At 69.4% G+C, this 14,350-nt stretch carries 11 protein-coding genes; 8 read left to right on the top strand and 3 right to left on the bottom strand.

From position 1 onward, the window contains the following. The first annotated feature begins 126 nt into the window (after window positions 1-126). From ACIBBH_RS21815 to ACIBBH_RS21805, 3 genes are all read left to right on the top strand, one after another. Window positions 127-828: an HAD family hydrolase gene (locus tag ACIBBH_RS21815; protein ID WP_399406965.1), complete on the top strand. Its 702-nt coding sequence runs from the start codon at window positions 127-129 to the stop codon at window positions 826-828. A gap of 432 nt (window positions 829-1,260) precedes the next feature. Continuing rightward, window positions 1,261-2,865 (top strand): ABC transporter substrate-binding protein, encoded by a 1,605-nt coding sequence (locus ACIBBH_RS21810; RefSeq protein WP_399406963.1) that lies wholly within the window; start codon window positions 1,261-1,263, stop codon window positions 2,863-2,865. Between the two features lie 69 nt (window positions 2,866-2,934). Beyond that, the gene (locus tag ACIBBH_RS21805; protein ID WP_399406961.1) at window positions 2,935-4,515 is read left to right on the top strand and encodes an ABC transporter substrate-binding protein; all 1,581 of its coding nucleotides are present in this window, start codon (window positions 2,935-2,937) and stop codon (window positions 4,513-4,515) included. 77 nt (window positions 4,516-4,592) lie between these two features. On the opposite strand, the gene ACIBBH_RS21800 is transcribed toward ACIBBH_RS21805, so the two are convergent. Then, window positions 4,593-5,264 carry a response regulator transcription factor gene (locus ACIBBH_RS21800; protein WP_020141342.1) on the bottom strand — a complete coding sequence of 224 codons (672 nt, stop codon included), beginning with the start codon at window positions 5,262-5,264 and terminating at the stop codon, window positions 4,593-4,595. Window positions 5,265-5,278: 14 nt separating this feature from the next. Then, window positions 5,279-6,274 (bottom strand): RecB family exonuclease, encoded by a 996-nt coding sequence (locus ACIBBH_RS21795; RefSeq protein ID WP_399406959.1) that lies wholly within the window; start codon window positions 6,272-6,274, stop codon window positions 5,279-5,281. Between the two features lie 185 nt (window positions 6,275-6,459). Here ACIBBH_RS21795 and ACIBBH_RS21790 point away from each other — a divergent pair, with 185 nt between their 5' ends. From ACIBBH_RS21790 to ACIBBH_RS21780, 3 genes are all read left to right on the top strand, one after another. Continuing rightward, window positions 6,460-8,220: a site-2 protease family protein gene (locus ACIBBH_RS21790; protein WP_399406957.1), complete on the top strand. Its 1,761-nt coding sequence runs from the start codon at window positions 6,460-6,462 to the stop codon at window positions 8,218-8,220. 52 nt (window positions 8,221-8,272) lie between these two features. Beyond that, entirely contained in the window at window positions 8,273-9,175 is a 903-nt protein-coding gene (locus tag ACIBBH_RS21785) for a tRNA (adenine-N1)-methyltransferase (protein WP_399406955.1), read from the top strand. Window positions 9,176-9,433: 258 nt separating this feature from the next. Then, window positions 9,434-10,015 carry a hypothetical protein gene (locus tag ACIBBH_RS21780; RefSeq protein WP_399406953.1) on the top strand — a complete coding sequence of 194 codons (582 nt, stop codon included), beginning with the start codon at window positions 9,434-9,436 and terminating at the stop codon, window positions 10,013-10,015. Window positions 10,016-10,092: 77 nt separating this feature from the next. On the opposite strand, the gene ACIBBH_RS21775 is transcribed toward ACIBBH_RS21780, so the two are convergent. Beyond that, window positions 10,093-10,398 (bottom strand): ferredoxin, encoded by a 306-nt coding sequence (locus tag ACIBBH_RS21775; RefSeq protein ID WP_399406951.1) that lies wholly within the window; start codon window positions 10,396-10,398, stop codon window positions 10,093-10,095. Window positions 10,399-10,641: 243 nt separating this feature from the next. Here ACIBBH_RS21775 and arc point away from each other — a divergent pair, with 243 nt between their 5' ends. Together arc and dop are read left to right on the top strand one after the other, a co-directional pair. Further along, window positions 10,642-12,408 (top strand): proteasome ATPase, encoded by a 1,767-nt coding sequence (gene arc / locus ACIBBH_RS21770; RefSeq protein ID WP_399406949.1) that lies wholly within the window; start codon window positions 10,642-10,644, stop codon window positions 12,406-12,408. A 232-nt stretch (window positions 12,409-12,640) separates the two neighbouring features. Further along, window positions 12,641-14,152, top strand: a complete 1,512-nt coding sequence (gene dop / locus ACIBBH_RS21765; RefSeq protein WP_399406947.1) for a depupylase/deamidase Dop — start codon at window positions 12,641-12,643, stop codon at window positions 14,150-14,152. Window positions 14,153-14,350 lie beyond the last annotated feature (198 nt).

Genomic DNA, 14,350 nt, shown 5'->3' with positions numbered 1-14,350 from the left:
GCCGAGTACAGGCCTCAAGCGATAAACAAGGCGCTTCACCGGCGAGAGTCGTACACTGGTCGATCCACCGCAGGCCGGTTCCCCGTACGGGAACCGGCCTGATCGTCCCTTGCAGGAGGTGCGCCGATGACCAGCACGGTCCCCGCGCTCGGAACCCGTACGGCGGAAGGCTCTGCCCTCCAGGCGGTGCTGCTCGACATGGACGGCACCCTGGTGGACACCGAGGGCTTCTGGTGGGACGTCGAAGCCGAGGTCTTCGCCCGTCTCGGCCACACCCTCGACGAGTCCTGGCGTCATGTCGTGGTCGGCGGGCCCATGGCCCGCAGCGCGGGCTTCCTCATCGAGGCCACCGGCGCCGACATCACCCTCGCCGAGCTCAGCGTGCTGCTCAACGACGGCTTCGAGGACCGCATCGGGCATGCCCTGCCGCTGATGCCGGGCGCCGCCAGGCTGCTGGCGGAGCTGTACGAGCACCAGATCCCGACCGCCCTGGTGTCCGCCTCGCACCGCCGGATCATCGACCGTGTGCTGACCTCGCTGGGACCCCAGCACTTCGCCCTGTCCATCGCCGGCGACGAGGTGTCGCGCACCAAGCCGCACCCGGACCCGTACCTGCTGGCGGCCGTCGGACTGGGCGTGGACCCGGCCAGGTGCGCGGTCGTCGAGGACACCGCGACCGGGGTCGCCGCGGCCGAGGCAGCGGGCTGTCAGGTGGTCGCGGTGCCGTCGGTCGCCCCCATCGCCCCGGCCGCCCGGCGGACCGTCGTCACCTCCCTCGAAGAGGTCGACCTGGCCTTTCTGCGCGGCCTGATGACGGAAATGCGCTAGACGTTCACCCAGCGTACAAAACCCATTGGACAAAATCCCGTCGCAGTACACCCAAGTACGCGCAACGCGATTCGAAGCGGGCCGCCCGGCCGAATTCCACTACTCGTCAACCGAGTTGGGGATGTGATGTTCCCCACTTGTTGATGAGTTGACAGTCGAGCCGATATATGCTTGTGACCCCCGCTCAGAGGGGCTCGACGCGCCCTTGTGTCCCGATTCATGGAAGGCTGCACTAATCCTGCCACTGTCGGGTTTTCGGTGTGTCCGCAAGCGGTTTCACTGCGTGATGGGAAGCCAACTCCGGCGGCCGTGAACCCTCCTGCGGGTGCGGACTAATCTCGTCGCGAGAACATCGCCCTTACCCCCGTGATCCGCTGCGACACCCCTGCATGCCGGGTACACGGAGTCGAACAGCCCTGGAGAAACCCGAGCATGAACCGCAAGACTTTGGTGCTGCCGGCAGTGGCCGGCCTGCTCGCGCCGGTTCTCGCCGCGTGCGGCGGAACCGACAGCGAGAGCAAGAGCGGCGACGCGATCGTCGTCGGCACCACGGACCGGTTCACGGCCACGAAGGACGCGCCGGCCCCGCTCGACCCGGCCTACGCCTACGACGTCGGCACCTGGAACATCCTGCGCCAGACGGTGCAGACCCTGATGATCCAGCCCAAGGGCGAGGGCGAGCCCGTGCCCGAGGCCGCCGAGAGCTGCGGCTTCACCGACAGCGGCAACGAGCGCTACGCCTGCAAGCTCCGTGAGGGCCTGAAGTTCGCCAACGGCGACGCCATCACCGCCGAGGACGTGAAGTACTCGATCGAGCGGGCGCTGCGCATCAAGGCCGACAGCGGTGTGTTCGCCCTGATGTCGACCATCGACACCATCGAGACGCAGGGCGACCGCGGGGTGATCTTCCACCTCAAGACCGCCGACGCCACCTTCCCGTACAAGCTGTCCACCCCGGTCGCGGGCATCGTGAACCCGAAGGACTACGCGGACGACAAGCTGCGGGACGGCTTCGACATCGACGGCTCCGGCCCCTACGCCTTCCAGGCCGACGTCAGGAACGACGAGATCGTCACCGCCACCTTCACCAAGAACCCCAATTACAAGGGGAGCCTGAAGGTCAGCAACGACAAGGTGCAGATGCGCTCCTTCACCGACGCCGGTGCCATGGGTACCGCGATCGACAAGGGTGACATCGACGTCATGACCCGCACCATGACGCCCGCCCAGATCGACAAGCTCGGCGCCGGCTCCGACGAGAACGCCGAACTCGTCGAGATGCCGGGCCTGGAAATCCGCTACCTGGCCTTCAACACCGACGCCGCCACCGTGAAGGACAAGGCGGTCCGTCAGGCGATGGCCCAGCTCATCAACCGCGGCGAGCTGGTCTCCAAGGTGTACGGCTCCCAGGCCGAGCCGCTGTACTCGCTGGTCCCGGCCACCCTCACCGGCCACTCCAACTCGTTCTTCAACAAGTACGGCGACCCCAGCGTCTCCAAGGCCAAGTCGCTGCTGACCGCAGCCGGCGTCACGACCCCGGTCAAGCTGACCCTGCACTACACCACCGACCACTACGGCTCCGCCACCAAGCAGGAGTTCCAGGTCCTGCGCAAGCAGCTCAACGACAGCGGGCTGTTCGACGTCAGCATCAAGGGTTCGCCCTGGGCCACCTTCCGGCCCGCCGAGCAGAAGGGCGGGTACGACGTCTACGGGATGGGCTGGTTCCCCGACTTCCCGGACGCCGACAACTTCCTCGCGCCGTTCCTCGACAAGGACAACTTCCTCGGCTCCCCGTACGCCAACAGCAAGATCCGCAACACCCTGATCCCGCAGTCCCGCCGCGAGGCCGACCGGCTCACCGCCACCAAGAGCCTGACGGAGATCCAGGACATCGTCGCCGAAGACGTCCCGGTCCTGCCGCTGTGGCAGGGCAAGCAGTACGTCGCCGCACGGGACGACATCACGGGCACCTCCTACGCCCTCAACTCCTCGTCTACGCTTCAGCTGTGGGAGCTCGGCCGCGGTGTGAGCAGCTGACCCCTCGCCTCCTCCGGGGCCTGTGACCGCGGTCCCGGAACGACGAGAACCAACGACAAGGCACATGCAGTGAACATGCGCAACCAGTGGCCAGTCCTGCCCATCGTGGCGGGGCTGGCCTCCGGCCTGTTGACCGGCTGCGGCTCGGACACCGGCGACTCCGGGGGCACCGGCTCCACCGTGGTGATGGGGATGTCCGACGACGTCCTCGCCACCGACCCCGCCTCCGGTTACGACCCCGGCTCCTGGCTGTTGTTCAACAACGTCTTCCAGTCGCTGCTGAGCTTCCCCAAGGGCGCGACGCAACCCCAGCCGGAGGCGGCCAAGGAGTGCTCCTTCGCCGGCTCCCAGGCCAAGGTCTACACGTGCACGCTCAAGGACGGCCTGAAGTTCAGCAACGGTGACGCCCTCACCTCCGAGGACGTGAAGTTCTCCTTCGACCGCACGCTGAGGATCAACGACGCGGCCGGTCCGGCGATCATGTTCCCGATGCTCGACAAGGTCGAGACTCCGGACGCGAAGACCGTGGTGTTCCGGCTGAAGGTGCCGGACGCCACCTTCCCCAGCAAGATCGCCTCCGGTGCCGGCTCCATCGTCGACCACCGCCAGTACGACGCCGACGCACTGCGCAAGGACAACAACGCCGTCGGCTCGGGCCCCTACCAGCTGGACTCCTTCGGCGACGGCGAGGCCGTCTTCTCCGTGAACCCCCACTACCAGGGCACCGCCCAGGTGAAGAACTCGGGCGTGACCCTCAAGTTCTTCCACGGCGACCAGAGCGCCCTGAAGAAGGCCCTCCTCGACGACGAGGTCGACATCGCCTACCGCGGCCTGACCGCGGGAGCCATCGCCGACATCGCGAAGCAGGACAACAGCAGCGGCGTCGAGGTCATCGAGGGCAGCAGCGCCGAGGTCCAGCACCTGGTCTTCAACATGGACGACCCGGTCGCCGGAAAACCCGGCGTCCGCAAGGCCATGGCCTACCTGATCGACCGCGACGCCCTGATCAAGAACGTCTACCAGGGCACCGCGGCCCCGCTGTACTCGATCATCCCGGCCGGTATCGCGGGCCACAACACGGCCTTCTTCGACACTTACGGCGCCCGCCCCTCCCGGTCCAAGGCCGCCGCCGCGCTCCGGGCCGACGGCATCTCCGCCAAGGTGAAACTCACCCTCTGGTCCACGCCCTCGCGCTACGGCCCCGCCACCGACCAGGAGCTGAAGGCGATCGCCGCCCAGCTCAACGCCAGCGGCCTGTTCGACGCCGACGTCAAGTCCGTCGCGTACGACCGGTACGAGAAGGACATCGCCCACGGCAAGTACGGCGTGTACGTGAAGGGCTGGGTGCCCGACTACCCGGACGCCGACAACTTCACGTCCCCCTTCTTCGGCAAGGGCAACGTGCTGAGCAACGACTACGCCAACAGCACGATCACCGACTCCCTCATCCCGCGCACGGCCGCCGAGCGCGACCGCTCCGCCACCGACGAGGAGTTCGGCCGGCTCCAGGACATCGTCGCCGACGAACTGCCCATCCTGCCCGTCTGGCAGGCCAAGCAGTACGCGGTCGTCCGCGACGGCGTCTACGGCCTGGAGTACTGCCTCGACGCCTCGACCGTGTTCCGCTTCTGGGAACTCAGCAAGGACTGACGGCCCGACGCACGGACACGGAAGGGCGCCCCTCTCCGCCGAGAGGGGCGCCCTGCGCGCTCGTTGGCACTGCTCCGCTACTGGGCGCCGGGGCGCACCAGCCCGCTCTCGTACGCGTACACCGCCGCCTGCACCCGGTCCCGCAGCCCCAGCTTGGTCAGCACATGGCCCACATGCGTCTTCACGGTGGTCTCGCTGACGAACAGATCGGCGGCGATCTCGGCGTTGGACAGCCCCCGCGCGACCAGCTTCAGCACCTCGACCTCCCGGTCGGTCAGGGTGTGCAGCGTGTCCGGCACCGGCTCGTCACCCGAGGGCAGGTGCGTGGCGTACTTGTCCAGCAGCCGGCGCGTGATGCTCGGCGCGAGCATCGCCTCCCCGGCCGCGACGACCCGGATGGCCTGCACCAGCTCGTTGGCGGGCGCGTCCTTGAGCAGGAAGCCGCTCGCCCCGGCCCGCAGCGCCTCCACCACGTACTCGTCCAGGTCGAACGTCGTCAGCACCAGCACCTTCGCCGGCCCGTCCCGCCCGGGACCGGTGATCTGCCGGGTCGCCTCCACCCCGTCCATCCGCGGCATGCGGATGTCCATCAGCACCACATCCGGCTGCAGGGCGCGCACCTGGTCGAGGGCCTGGAGGCCGTCTCCGGCCTCACCCACGACCGCAATGTCCTGCTCCGCCTCCAGGATCATCCGGAACCCGGTACGCAGCAGCGGCTGGTCGTCGACCAGTAGGACGCGGATGGCCACGTAAGTCTCCTTCGCTAGTCCGCGCCCATTCTGCCCTGCGGCACCGCCCCGGACTCGGCCGCCCTCACCGGGAGCGGATACGGCGGGGGAGTGCCGCCGAATTCCGGACAGTGCGCCTGGTGGTCGCACCAGCCGCACAGCTTCGTCGGACGCGGCCGCCACTCACCGGTCTCGGTCGCCTGCCGGATCGCCTCCCACAGCGCGAGCAGCTTGCGCTCGACGCGCTCCAGGTCGGCGAGGACCGGGTCGTACGTCAGCACCTCGCCGCTGCCCAGATAGACGAGCTGGAGCCGGCGCGGGATCACGTTCTTCAGCCGCCAGACGACCAGGGCGTAGAACTTCATCTGGAACAGTGCGCCCTCGGCGTACTCGGGCCTCGGTGCCTTGCCGGTCTTGTAGTCGACGATCCGCACCTCGCCGGTCGGCGCCACGTCCACCCGGTCGATGATCCCGCGCAGCCGCAGCCCCGACTCCAGCTCGGCCTCCACGAACAGCTCACGCTCGGCCGGCTCCAGGCGCGTCGGGTCCTCCAGGGTGAACCAGCGCTCCACCAGCCGCTCCGCCTCGCCCAGCCAGCGTGCCAGCCGCTCGCCCTCCGGATCGTCGGCGAACAGCTCCACGACCTCCGGCCTGGTCTCCCGCAGCCGGTCCCACTGGGCGGGGATCAACGACTTGGCCCGGGGCGCGGTCCGCTCGGCGGCCGGCGCGTCGAAGAGCCGCTCCAGGACCGCGTGCACCAGCGTGCCCCTGGTGGCCGCCTCGCTCGGCTTCTCCGGCAACCGGTCGATCACCCGGAACCGGTACAGCAGCGGGCACCGCATGAAGTCACTGGCCCGCGAGGGCGACAAGGAGGAGGGCCCCGTCACGACGGGCGCGGTCACGGCCACCGCCGTGGAGACCGCGTCCGCGGTGTCCGCCGTGCCCGCCTCCGCCGGGGCCGTGAGCAGCGGATCCCCCTCCGCGCCCGCGCCGCCCCCGGCCTCTGCCGTGCCCTCGATGCTGCTGTCCATGACCACAGACCATACGGCCCGCCACTGACAGTCACCCAGCCGCGGGCCCCGCCTGTGGACAACGGCGGGCCGAACACGAGGGGTGCCGGGGCGGAACGTGTGACGACGGCCGCATACCATCGACCTCGAGACCCTTCCGCCCGCCACCCGGCAGGCGCGGAAGACGCTTCGAACGAGGGGACACCGTGGACGTGAGCGGCGCGAGCGGGCAGCCGCGGTCCGGCAACGACGAGCCGACCGAGCACCCCGCGAGTCCTACGGCCCCGGCCGCCGACCACCCCGGGCCCCGGTCCCACGACGCCCCGACCCCCTCGGCCGGCCCCGAGCAGCCGACCACCGCCGCCGAGCCCCGGCCACAGGACGGCGACACGGAACCCCACGGCCAGGAGTCCGCGTCGGCCGCGAACGACGGCCCGCCGTCCGCCCCCACCGCGGACCCCGGCGACGAGCCGCCCGCCCGCCCCGCCACCGGCACCCGGGACGACCACGAACCCGCCGACACGGCCGCCCCCGCCGCAAACCCGGCGCCGCCCAGCGCCGCGACCGGCAGCGGAAACGGCACCACCCGGCGCCCCGAGGCGGAGCCCACCCCCGACGGCACCGCCTCCCCCACGCCGCCGCAGCACCGTACGACCCCGGAAACCGCGCCCGGAGCACCCGCCCACGCGGCCCCGCCCGAGGACGCGCCCCGGCCCCCGGCCACCACGGCGCACGCGAGCGACACCACCAGCCGCACCCACGCCGACACCGGCACCACCAAGGCCCGCCCGCCCCGGCGCCCCCGCGAACCGGGTGGCGGCCTGCTCATGGGGCGGCCCTTCGGCGTGCCGGTGTACGTCGCGCCCAGCTGGTTCCTGGTCGCCGCCCTGATCACCTGGGTGTTCGGCGGACAACTCGACCGCGTACTGCCCGAGCTCGGCGCGGCCCGCTACCTCGTCTCCCTCTTCTTCGCGGTCGCCTTCTACGCCTCCGTGCTGATCCACGAGCTCGCCCACACGGTCGCCGCCCTCCGCTTCAAGCTCCCCGTCCGCCGCATCCAGCTCCAGTTCTTCGGCGGCGTCTCCGAAATCGAGAAGGAGGCCGAGACCCCCGGACGGGAGTTCGTGCTGGCCTTCGTCGGCCCGCTGCTCTCCCTGCTCCTCGCCGGCCTGTTCTACCTCGCCATGCTGCCCGTCAAGCCCGGCACCGTCCCCGGCGTCCTGCTCGCCGGCCTGATGGTCTCCAACCTCATCGTCGCCGCCTTCAACCTCCTGCCCGGCCTCCCGCTGGACGGCGGCCGCATGCTCCGCGCCGTCGTCTGGAAGATCACCGGCAGGCCCATGAGCGGCACGATCGCGGCGGCCTGGGTCGGCCGCGCCCTCGCCGTCACCGTCCTGATCGGCCTGCCGCTGCTCACCCACTCCGGCGCACTCGGCGCCACCGCCGAGGACAACGTCGGCATGGACACCGTGACCAACGCCCTGCTCGCCGCGATCCTCGCCGCGATCATCTGGACCGGCGCCGGCAACAGCCTCCGCATGGCCCGGCTGCGCGAACACCTCCCCGAACTACGCGCACGCAACCTCACCCGCCGCGCCGTCCCCGTGGAGACCGACACCCCGCTGTCCGAGGCCCTGCGCCGCGCCAACGCCGCCGGCGCCCGCGCCCTCGTCGTCGTCGACGCCGAGGGCAACCCCCTCTCCCTCGTCCGCGAGGCCGCCATCGTCGGCGTACCCGAACACCGCCGACCCTGGGTCACCGTCAGCGGCCTCGCCCAGGAACTCACCGACGGCATGCGCGTCTCCGCCGAACTCGCCGGCGAGGACCTCCTCGACACCCTGCGCGCGACCCCGGCGACGGAGTACCTGGTCGTAGAGGACACCGGCGAGATCTACGGCGTCCTCTCCGCCGCCGACGTGGAACGCGCCTTCGTCAAGGCCATGGCCCGCCCCACCCCGTCCACGTAGACCCGCCACCCGGATGGTCGGCGACCCCCGCAAACGCCGGTAGGCTGGTCACATGTCCGAACCGACCGGTGCCGCCCGCAGGCGCGGGCCCTTCAAGGTCGGGGACCAGGTACAGCTGACCGACCCCAAGGGCCGCCACTACACGTTCACGCTCGAGGCCGGGAAGAACTTCCACACCCACAAGGGTTCCTTCCCGCACGACGAACTGATCGGCGCTCCCGAGGGCAGCGTTGTCCGCACCACCGGAAACGTCGCCTACCTCGCGCTGCGCCCCCTGCTCCCCGACTACGTCCTGTCCATGCCCCGCGGGGCAGCCGTCGTCTACCCCAAGGACGCGGGGCAGATCCTCGCCTTCGCCGACATCTTCCCCGGCGCCCGCGTCGTGGAGGCCGGCGTCGGCTCCGGCTCGCTCAGCAGCTTCCTGCTGCGCGCCATCGGCGACCACGGCATGCTGCACAGCTACGAGCGCCGCGAGGACTTCGCCGACATCGCCAGGCAGAACGTCGAGCGTTACTTCGGCGGCCCGCACCCGGCCTGGCGGCTCACCGTCGGCGACCTGCAGGACAACCTGTCCGACACCGACGTCGACCGCGTCATCCTCGACATGCTCGCCCCCTGGGAGTGCCTGGAGGCCGTCTCCAAGGCCCTGGTGCCCGGCGGCATCCTGTGCTGCTACGTGGCCACCACCACCCAGCTCGCCCGGACCGTGGAGTCCATCCGTGAGATCGGCTGCTTCAACGAGCCGACCTCCTGGGAGACCATGATCCGCAACTGGCACATCGAGGGCCTCGCCGTCCGCCCCGACCACCGCATGATCGGCCACACCGGCTTCCTCCTCACCGCCCGCCGCCTCGCCGACGGAGTCGAGCCCCCCATGCGCCGCCGCCGCCCTGCCAAGGGCGCCTACGGCGAGGACTACGCCGGCCCCAACGCCGACGGTGGCGCCGGCCGCTAGGGCAGACAGCCGTCCCCTTTGCGGCATTGCCGCCCCCGTCGCGGCTTTTCCGCCCTTGCTGCACCAACGCACAGGCGCCGTGGCGAAGTTCCCGGGCACGGCCCGGAACTTCGCCACGGCGCCCACTCGTTGACGGAGCACCAGGAATCGAGCGTCCCCAGGCCTCGAAATCCCCTGACCCCGCCGTTCCCCCGCACTGTGACGTGTGGCACCATGCTGGCCACCCCACCGGCACAGCCCTCCCAGGAGACGCTCCTAGTGCAGCAATCCGCCGTCCCGGAACTCGCTCACACCCACACCCGCCCGATCCACTGGGTCGCCACCGCCACGGCCGTCGCCGGTGTCGTGGCCCTCTCCTCGATCCTCCAGCCCGGCTCCGCCACGGCCGCCCAGCCCGCCACCGGCACCGAGGCCACATCGGCCCCCGCGGTCGCCGCACCGCCCACCACCACAGGCGTCACCTTCCCCCTGGACTGCGGCCAGGTGAAGACCATCGTGGCCAAGAAGGCGACCGGCGACCTGGACGGCGACGGCAGACCCGAGACCGTCGCCGTCGTCCACTGCGACTCCGCCATGGGCACCCCGCCCGACGGCGTCTACGTCCTCACCCACTCCGCCGGCACCAAGAAGCCCCGCGTCGTCGCCACCCTCGTCGACCCCAAGGACCGGCTCACCGTCACCGACTTCACCGTCCGCGCCGGAGCCGTCACCGCAACCCTCCTCGGCTACTCCACGGAGGACGTACCGAGTTGCTGCCCCGACCTGAAGACACCCACCAAGTGGCAGTGGAAGGGCGACGCGTTCATCCGCTCCACCCCCGCCGAAGCCCACAGCGTCTGAAACCGGCACCCCACGGGCGATCCGGCACGGCAGCCGTATGAGAAATCAGACAATGCTCACGGCAAGTGCCCGCCACGTCACTCCGCGTCGGGACCGTAGACCTCCACTTTGTCCAAAACCCGGCGCACATGGATGCACTCGCCCGGACACTCCTTCGCCGAGTCCACCACATCCGTGACAAGCGGCAGCGGTACGGGCGTTGCGGCCCCCCTGGCCTGCAGCAGCTCCTCGTCCGGGCCCTTCACGTAAGCCAGGCCGTCGATGTCCAGCTCGAACACCTCCGGCGCGTACTGGGCGCAGATCCCATCGCCCGTACACAGATCCTGGTCGATCCAGACCTCCAGCGCCTCGCCGCCGCTTCGGGTCTCCTGCTGCACGGTCATCTCTCCTGCCGTTTGGACGCCGAGCCGACGGGAATCCGGCCAGCTCTGACGGGTGTTGAACGCCTCGACCCTACCTCCGGCGGCTTCCCAGGCGTGTTCGGTGGGTATCCCCCTGGTGCGAGGGAGAGCGCAAGGGTGAAGATCGGACACTCCTTGACAGACTTTGTGATCTAGGGGTTTCAATCGACACCCGCCCAGGTAGGGTCTGGAAGCGTCCAGCTCCCCTTGGAGGAGGTGAGGACCGTGGCAGCCCACGACGACGACATGAACCGCGGCATCCGCCCGGGACGAGGGTCCGACGACCCCGCCGGGCAGATCGCCTACCTTGAGCAGGAGATCGCCGTCCTGCGACGCAAGCTCGCCGACTCTCCGCGGCACACGAGAATTCTCGAAGAGCGGATCGTCGAGCTGCAGACCAACCTGGCCGGCGTGTCCGCCCAGAACGAGCGACTCGCCAACACGCTCCGTGAGGCCCGCGACCAGATCGTGGCCCTCAAGGAGGAGGTCGACCGGCTCGCCCAGCCGCCGGCCGGCTTCGGTGTCTTCCTGGAGGCGAACGAGGACGGCACCGCCGACATCTTCACCGGGGGCCGCAAGCTCCGGGTGAACGTGAGCCCGAGCGTCGAAGTCGACGACCTCAGGCGCGGCCAGGAAGTAATGCTCAACGAAGCGCTCAACGTGGTCGAAGCCATGGAGTTCGAGCGCGTCGGGGACATCGTCACCCTCAAGGAGATCCTCGAGGACGGCGAGCGCGCCCTGGTGCTCGGGCACACCGACGAGGAACGGGTGGTACGGCTCGCCGAGCCGCTGCTGGACGTCACCATCCGCCCCGGCGACGCCCTGCTGCTCGAACCCCGCTCCGGCTACGTCTACGAGATCGTCCCCAAGAGCGAGGTCGAGGAACTCGTCCTCGAAGAGGTCCCCGACATCGGCTACGAGCAGATCGGCGGCCTCGGCGGCCAGATCGAGGCCATCCGCGACGCGGTCGAGCTGCCATACCTCTACCCGGACCTGTTCAAGGAGCACGAACTGCGCCCGCCCAAGGGTGTGCTGCTCTACGGGCCCCCCGGATGCGGCAAGACGCTCATCGCCAAGGCCGTCGCCAACTCGCTGGCCAAGAAGGTCGCCGAGGTCACCGGCCAGGCCGCCGGCAAGAGCTTCTTCCTCAACATCAAGGGCCCCGAGCTCCTGAACAAATACGTCGGCGAGACCGAGCGGCAGATCCGCCTCGTCTTCCAGCGGGCCCGGGAGAAGGCCAGTGAGGGCACCCCCGTCATCGTCTTCTTCGACGAGATGGAATCCCTCTTCCGCACCCGTGGCTCCGGCGTCAGCTCGGACGTGGAGAACACCATCGTCCCGCAGCTGCTCGCCGAGATCGACGGCGTGGAAGGCCTGCAGAACGTGGTCGTGATCGGCGCCTCCAACCGCGAGGACATGATCGACCCCGCCATCCTGCGCCCCGGCCGGCTTGATGTGAAGATCAAAATCGAGCGTCCGGACGCCGAAGCGGCCAAGGACATCTTCGGCAAGTACCTCACCGAGCGTCTCCCGCTCCACGCGGACGACCTCGCGGAACACGGCGGCGACAAGGCCACCACGGTCCAGAGCATGATCCAGACCGCGGTCGAGCACATGTACGCCGAATCCGAGGAGAACCGCTTCCTGGAGGTCACCTACGCCAACGGCGACAAGGAAGTCCTCTACTTCAAGGACTTCAACTCCGGCGCCATGATCGAGAACATCGTCGGACGCGCCAAGAAAATGGCGATCAAGGAATTCCTGGAACACAACCAGAAGGGACTCCGCGTCTCCCACCTCCTCCAGGCCTGCGTGGACGAGTTCAAGGAGAACGAGGACCTCCCGAACACCACCAACCCCGACGACTGGGCCCGCATCTCCGGAAAGAAGGGCGAAAGGATCGTCTACATCCGCACCCTCATCACCGGAAAGCAGGGCGCGGACACCGGGCGCTCCATCGACACGGTGGCGAACACCGGTCAGTACCTGTAAAGGCAGGGCGGCTGCGGGTGCCCTCCACGGGTACCCGCAGCCGACTGTTTTTCGGGTCACGGCTGGAGCAGGCAATGACGCAAATGATCTCCCCACCAGCGCAAAGGCGTTCTAGGCTCTTTCCTACCGCCGAGTCGCACAGTGCGGGGACGGGCACCGCACACGCACCGGAGCACCAGCGGTACTTGAGCGGCGTCCACGACCGAGGGCGCCGCCGGGCAAGGAGGGCCGCATGACCGTACGGCGAGTAATGGGCATCGAGACGGAGTACGGCATCTCCGTCCCCGGCCACCCCAATGCCAATGCCATGCTCACCTCGTCCCAGATCGTCAACGCCTACGCCGCGGCGATGCACCGGGCCCGCCGGGCCCGCTGGGACTTCGAGGAGGAGAACCCGCTGCGCGACGCGCGAGGCTTCGACCTCGCCCGCGAGGCCGCCGACTCCAGCCAGCTCACCGACGAGGACATCGGGCTCGCCAACGTGATCCTCACCAACGGCGCCCGCCTCTACGTGGACCACGCACACCCCGAGTACAGCGCACCCGAGGTCACCAACCCCCGCGACGCCGTCCTCTGGGACAAGGCCGGCGAACGGATCATGGCCGAGGCCGCGGAACGCGCCGCCCAGCTCCCCGGAGCACAGCCGATCCACCTCTACAAGAACAACACCGACAACAAGGGGGCCTCCTACGGCACGCACGAGAACTACCTGATGAAGCGGGAAACCCCCTTCTCGGACATCGTGCGCCACCTCACGCCCTTCTTCGTCTCCCGCCAGGTCTTCGCCGGCGCCGGTCGCGTCGGCATCGGCCAGGACGGCCACGAACACGGCTTCCAGCTCAGCCAGCGCGCGGACTACTTCGAGGTCGAGGTCGGCCTGGAGACGACCCTCAAGCGCCCGATCATCAACACGCGCGACGAGCCGCACGCGGACGCCGAGAAGTACCGCCGCCTGCACGTGATCATCGGCGACGCGAACCTCTCGGAGATCTCGACCTACCTCAAGCTGGGCACGACCGCCCTGGTCCTGTCCATGATCGAGGACGGCTTCATCGCGGTGGACCTGGCGGTCGACCAGCCGGTACGCACCCTCCACCAGGTCTCTCACGACCCGTCGCTGAAGCGCCTGGTCACGCTCCGCAGCGGCCGCACACTCACCGCCGTCCAACTGCAGATGGAGTACTTCGAGCTCTCCCGCAAGTACGTCGAGGAGCGCTTCGGCGCCGACGCCGACGAGCAGACCAAGGACATCCTGTCCCGCTGGGAGGACACCCTCAACCGGCTCGAGAACGACCCCATGAGCCTCGCCGGGGAACTCGACTGGGTGGCCAAACGGGAGCTCATGGAGGGCTACCGCCGCCGCGACAGCCTCGACTGGGACGCCGCCCGGCTGCACCTGGTCGACCTCCAGTACGCCGACGTACGCCCCGAGAAGGGCCTGTACAACCGTCTGGTGGCCCGCGGGCGCATCAAGCGGCTCCTGGACGAGACCGAGGTGGAGCGGGCCCGCACGAAGCCGCCGGAGGACACCCGCGCATACTTCCGCGGGCGCTGCCTGGAGCAGTACGCCGACGACGTCGCCGCGGCCTCCTGGGACTCGGTGATCTTCGACCTGCCCGGCCGCGACTCCCTCCAGCGCGTCCCAACCCTGGAACCGCTTCGCGGAACGCGAAATCACGTCAAGGAGCTCCTGGACCGCTGCCGCACGGCAGAAGACCTGGTCAGGGTCCTCTCAGGCGGCTGAGCGGGCCTGACCGGGTACTCGAACCGCCCCGGGCGTTCAGGGTGGAAACCCCGGCGCCAGGGAATCATCGAGGTGGCCCCCGTACGTTGGAGAAACTGCGGGGCCGATGTCGGACCCGGCTTGTAGGGTCTGATCATCACCGATCGGCAGGATTGCCGACCTGTCGACCATGTCGGGCGAACTGAGCGGGGTGAGGGT

Source organism: Streptomyces sp. NPDC051636 (assembly GCF_044453765.1).
GTDB lineage: Bacteria > Actinomycetota > Actinomycetes > Streptomycetales > Streptomycetaceae > Streptomyces.
Note: the sequence above shows the minus strand (reverse complement) of the source record. Positions and strands in the feature narration are given on the sequence as shown.

Coding starts and splice junctions, on each gene's coding strand:
- ACIBBH_RS21815 (WP_399406965.1), top strand. CDS start 127: ATGACCAGCACGGTCCCCGCGCTCGGAACCCGTACGGCGGAAGGCTCT.
- ACIBBH_RS21810 (WP_399406963.1), top strand. CDS start 1,261: ATGAACCGCAAGACTTTGGTGCTGCCGGCAGTGGCCGGCCTGCTCGCG.
- ACIBBH_RS21795 (WP_399406959.1), bottom strand. CDS start 6,274: ATGGACAGCAGCATCGAGGGCACGGCAGAGGCCGGGGGCGGCGCGGGC.
- ACIBBH_RS21785 (WP_399406955.1), top strand. CDS start 8,273: ATGTCCGAACCGACCGGTGCCGCCCGCAGGCGCGGGCCCTTCAAGGTC.
- ACIBBH_RS21775 (WP_399406951.1), bottom strand. CDS start 10,398: ATGACCGTGCAGCAGGAGACCCGAAGCGGCGGCGAGGCGCTGGAGGTC.
- dop (WP_399406947.1), top strand. CDS start 12,641: ATGACCGTACGGCGAGTAATGGGCATCGAGACGGAGTACGGCATCTCC.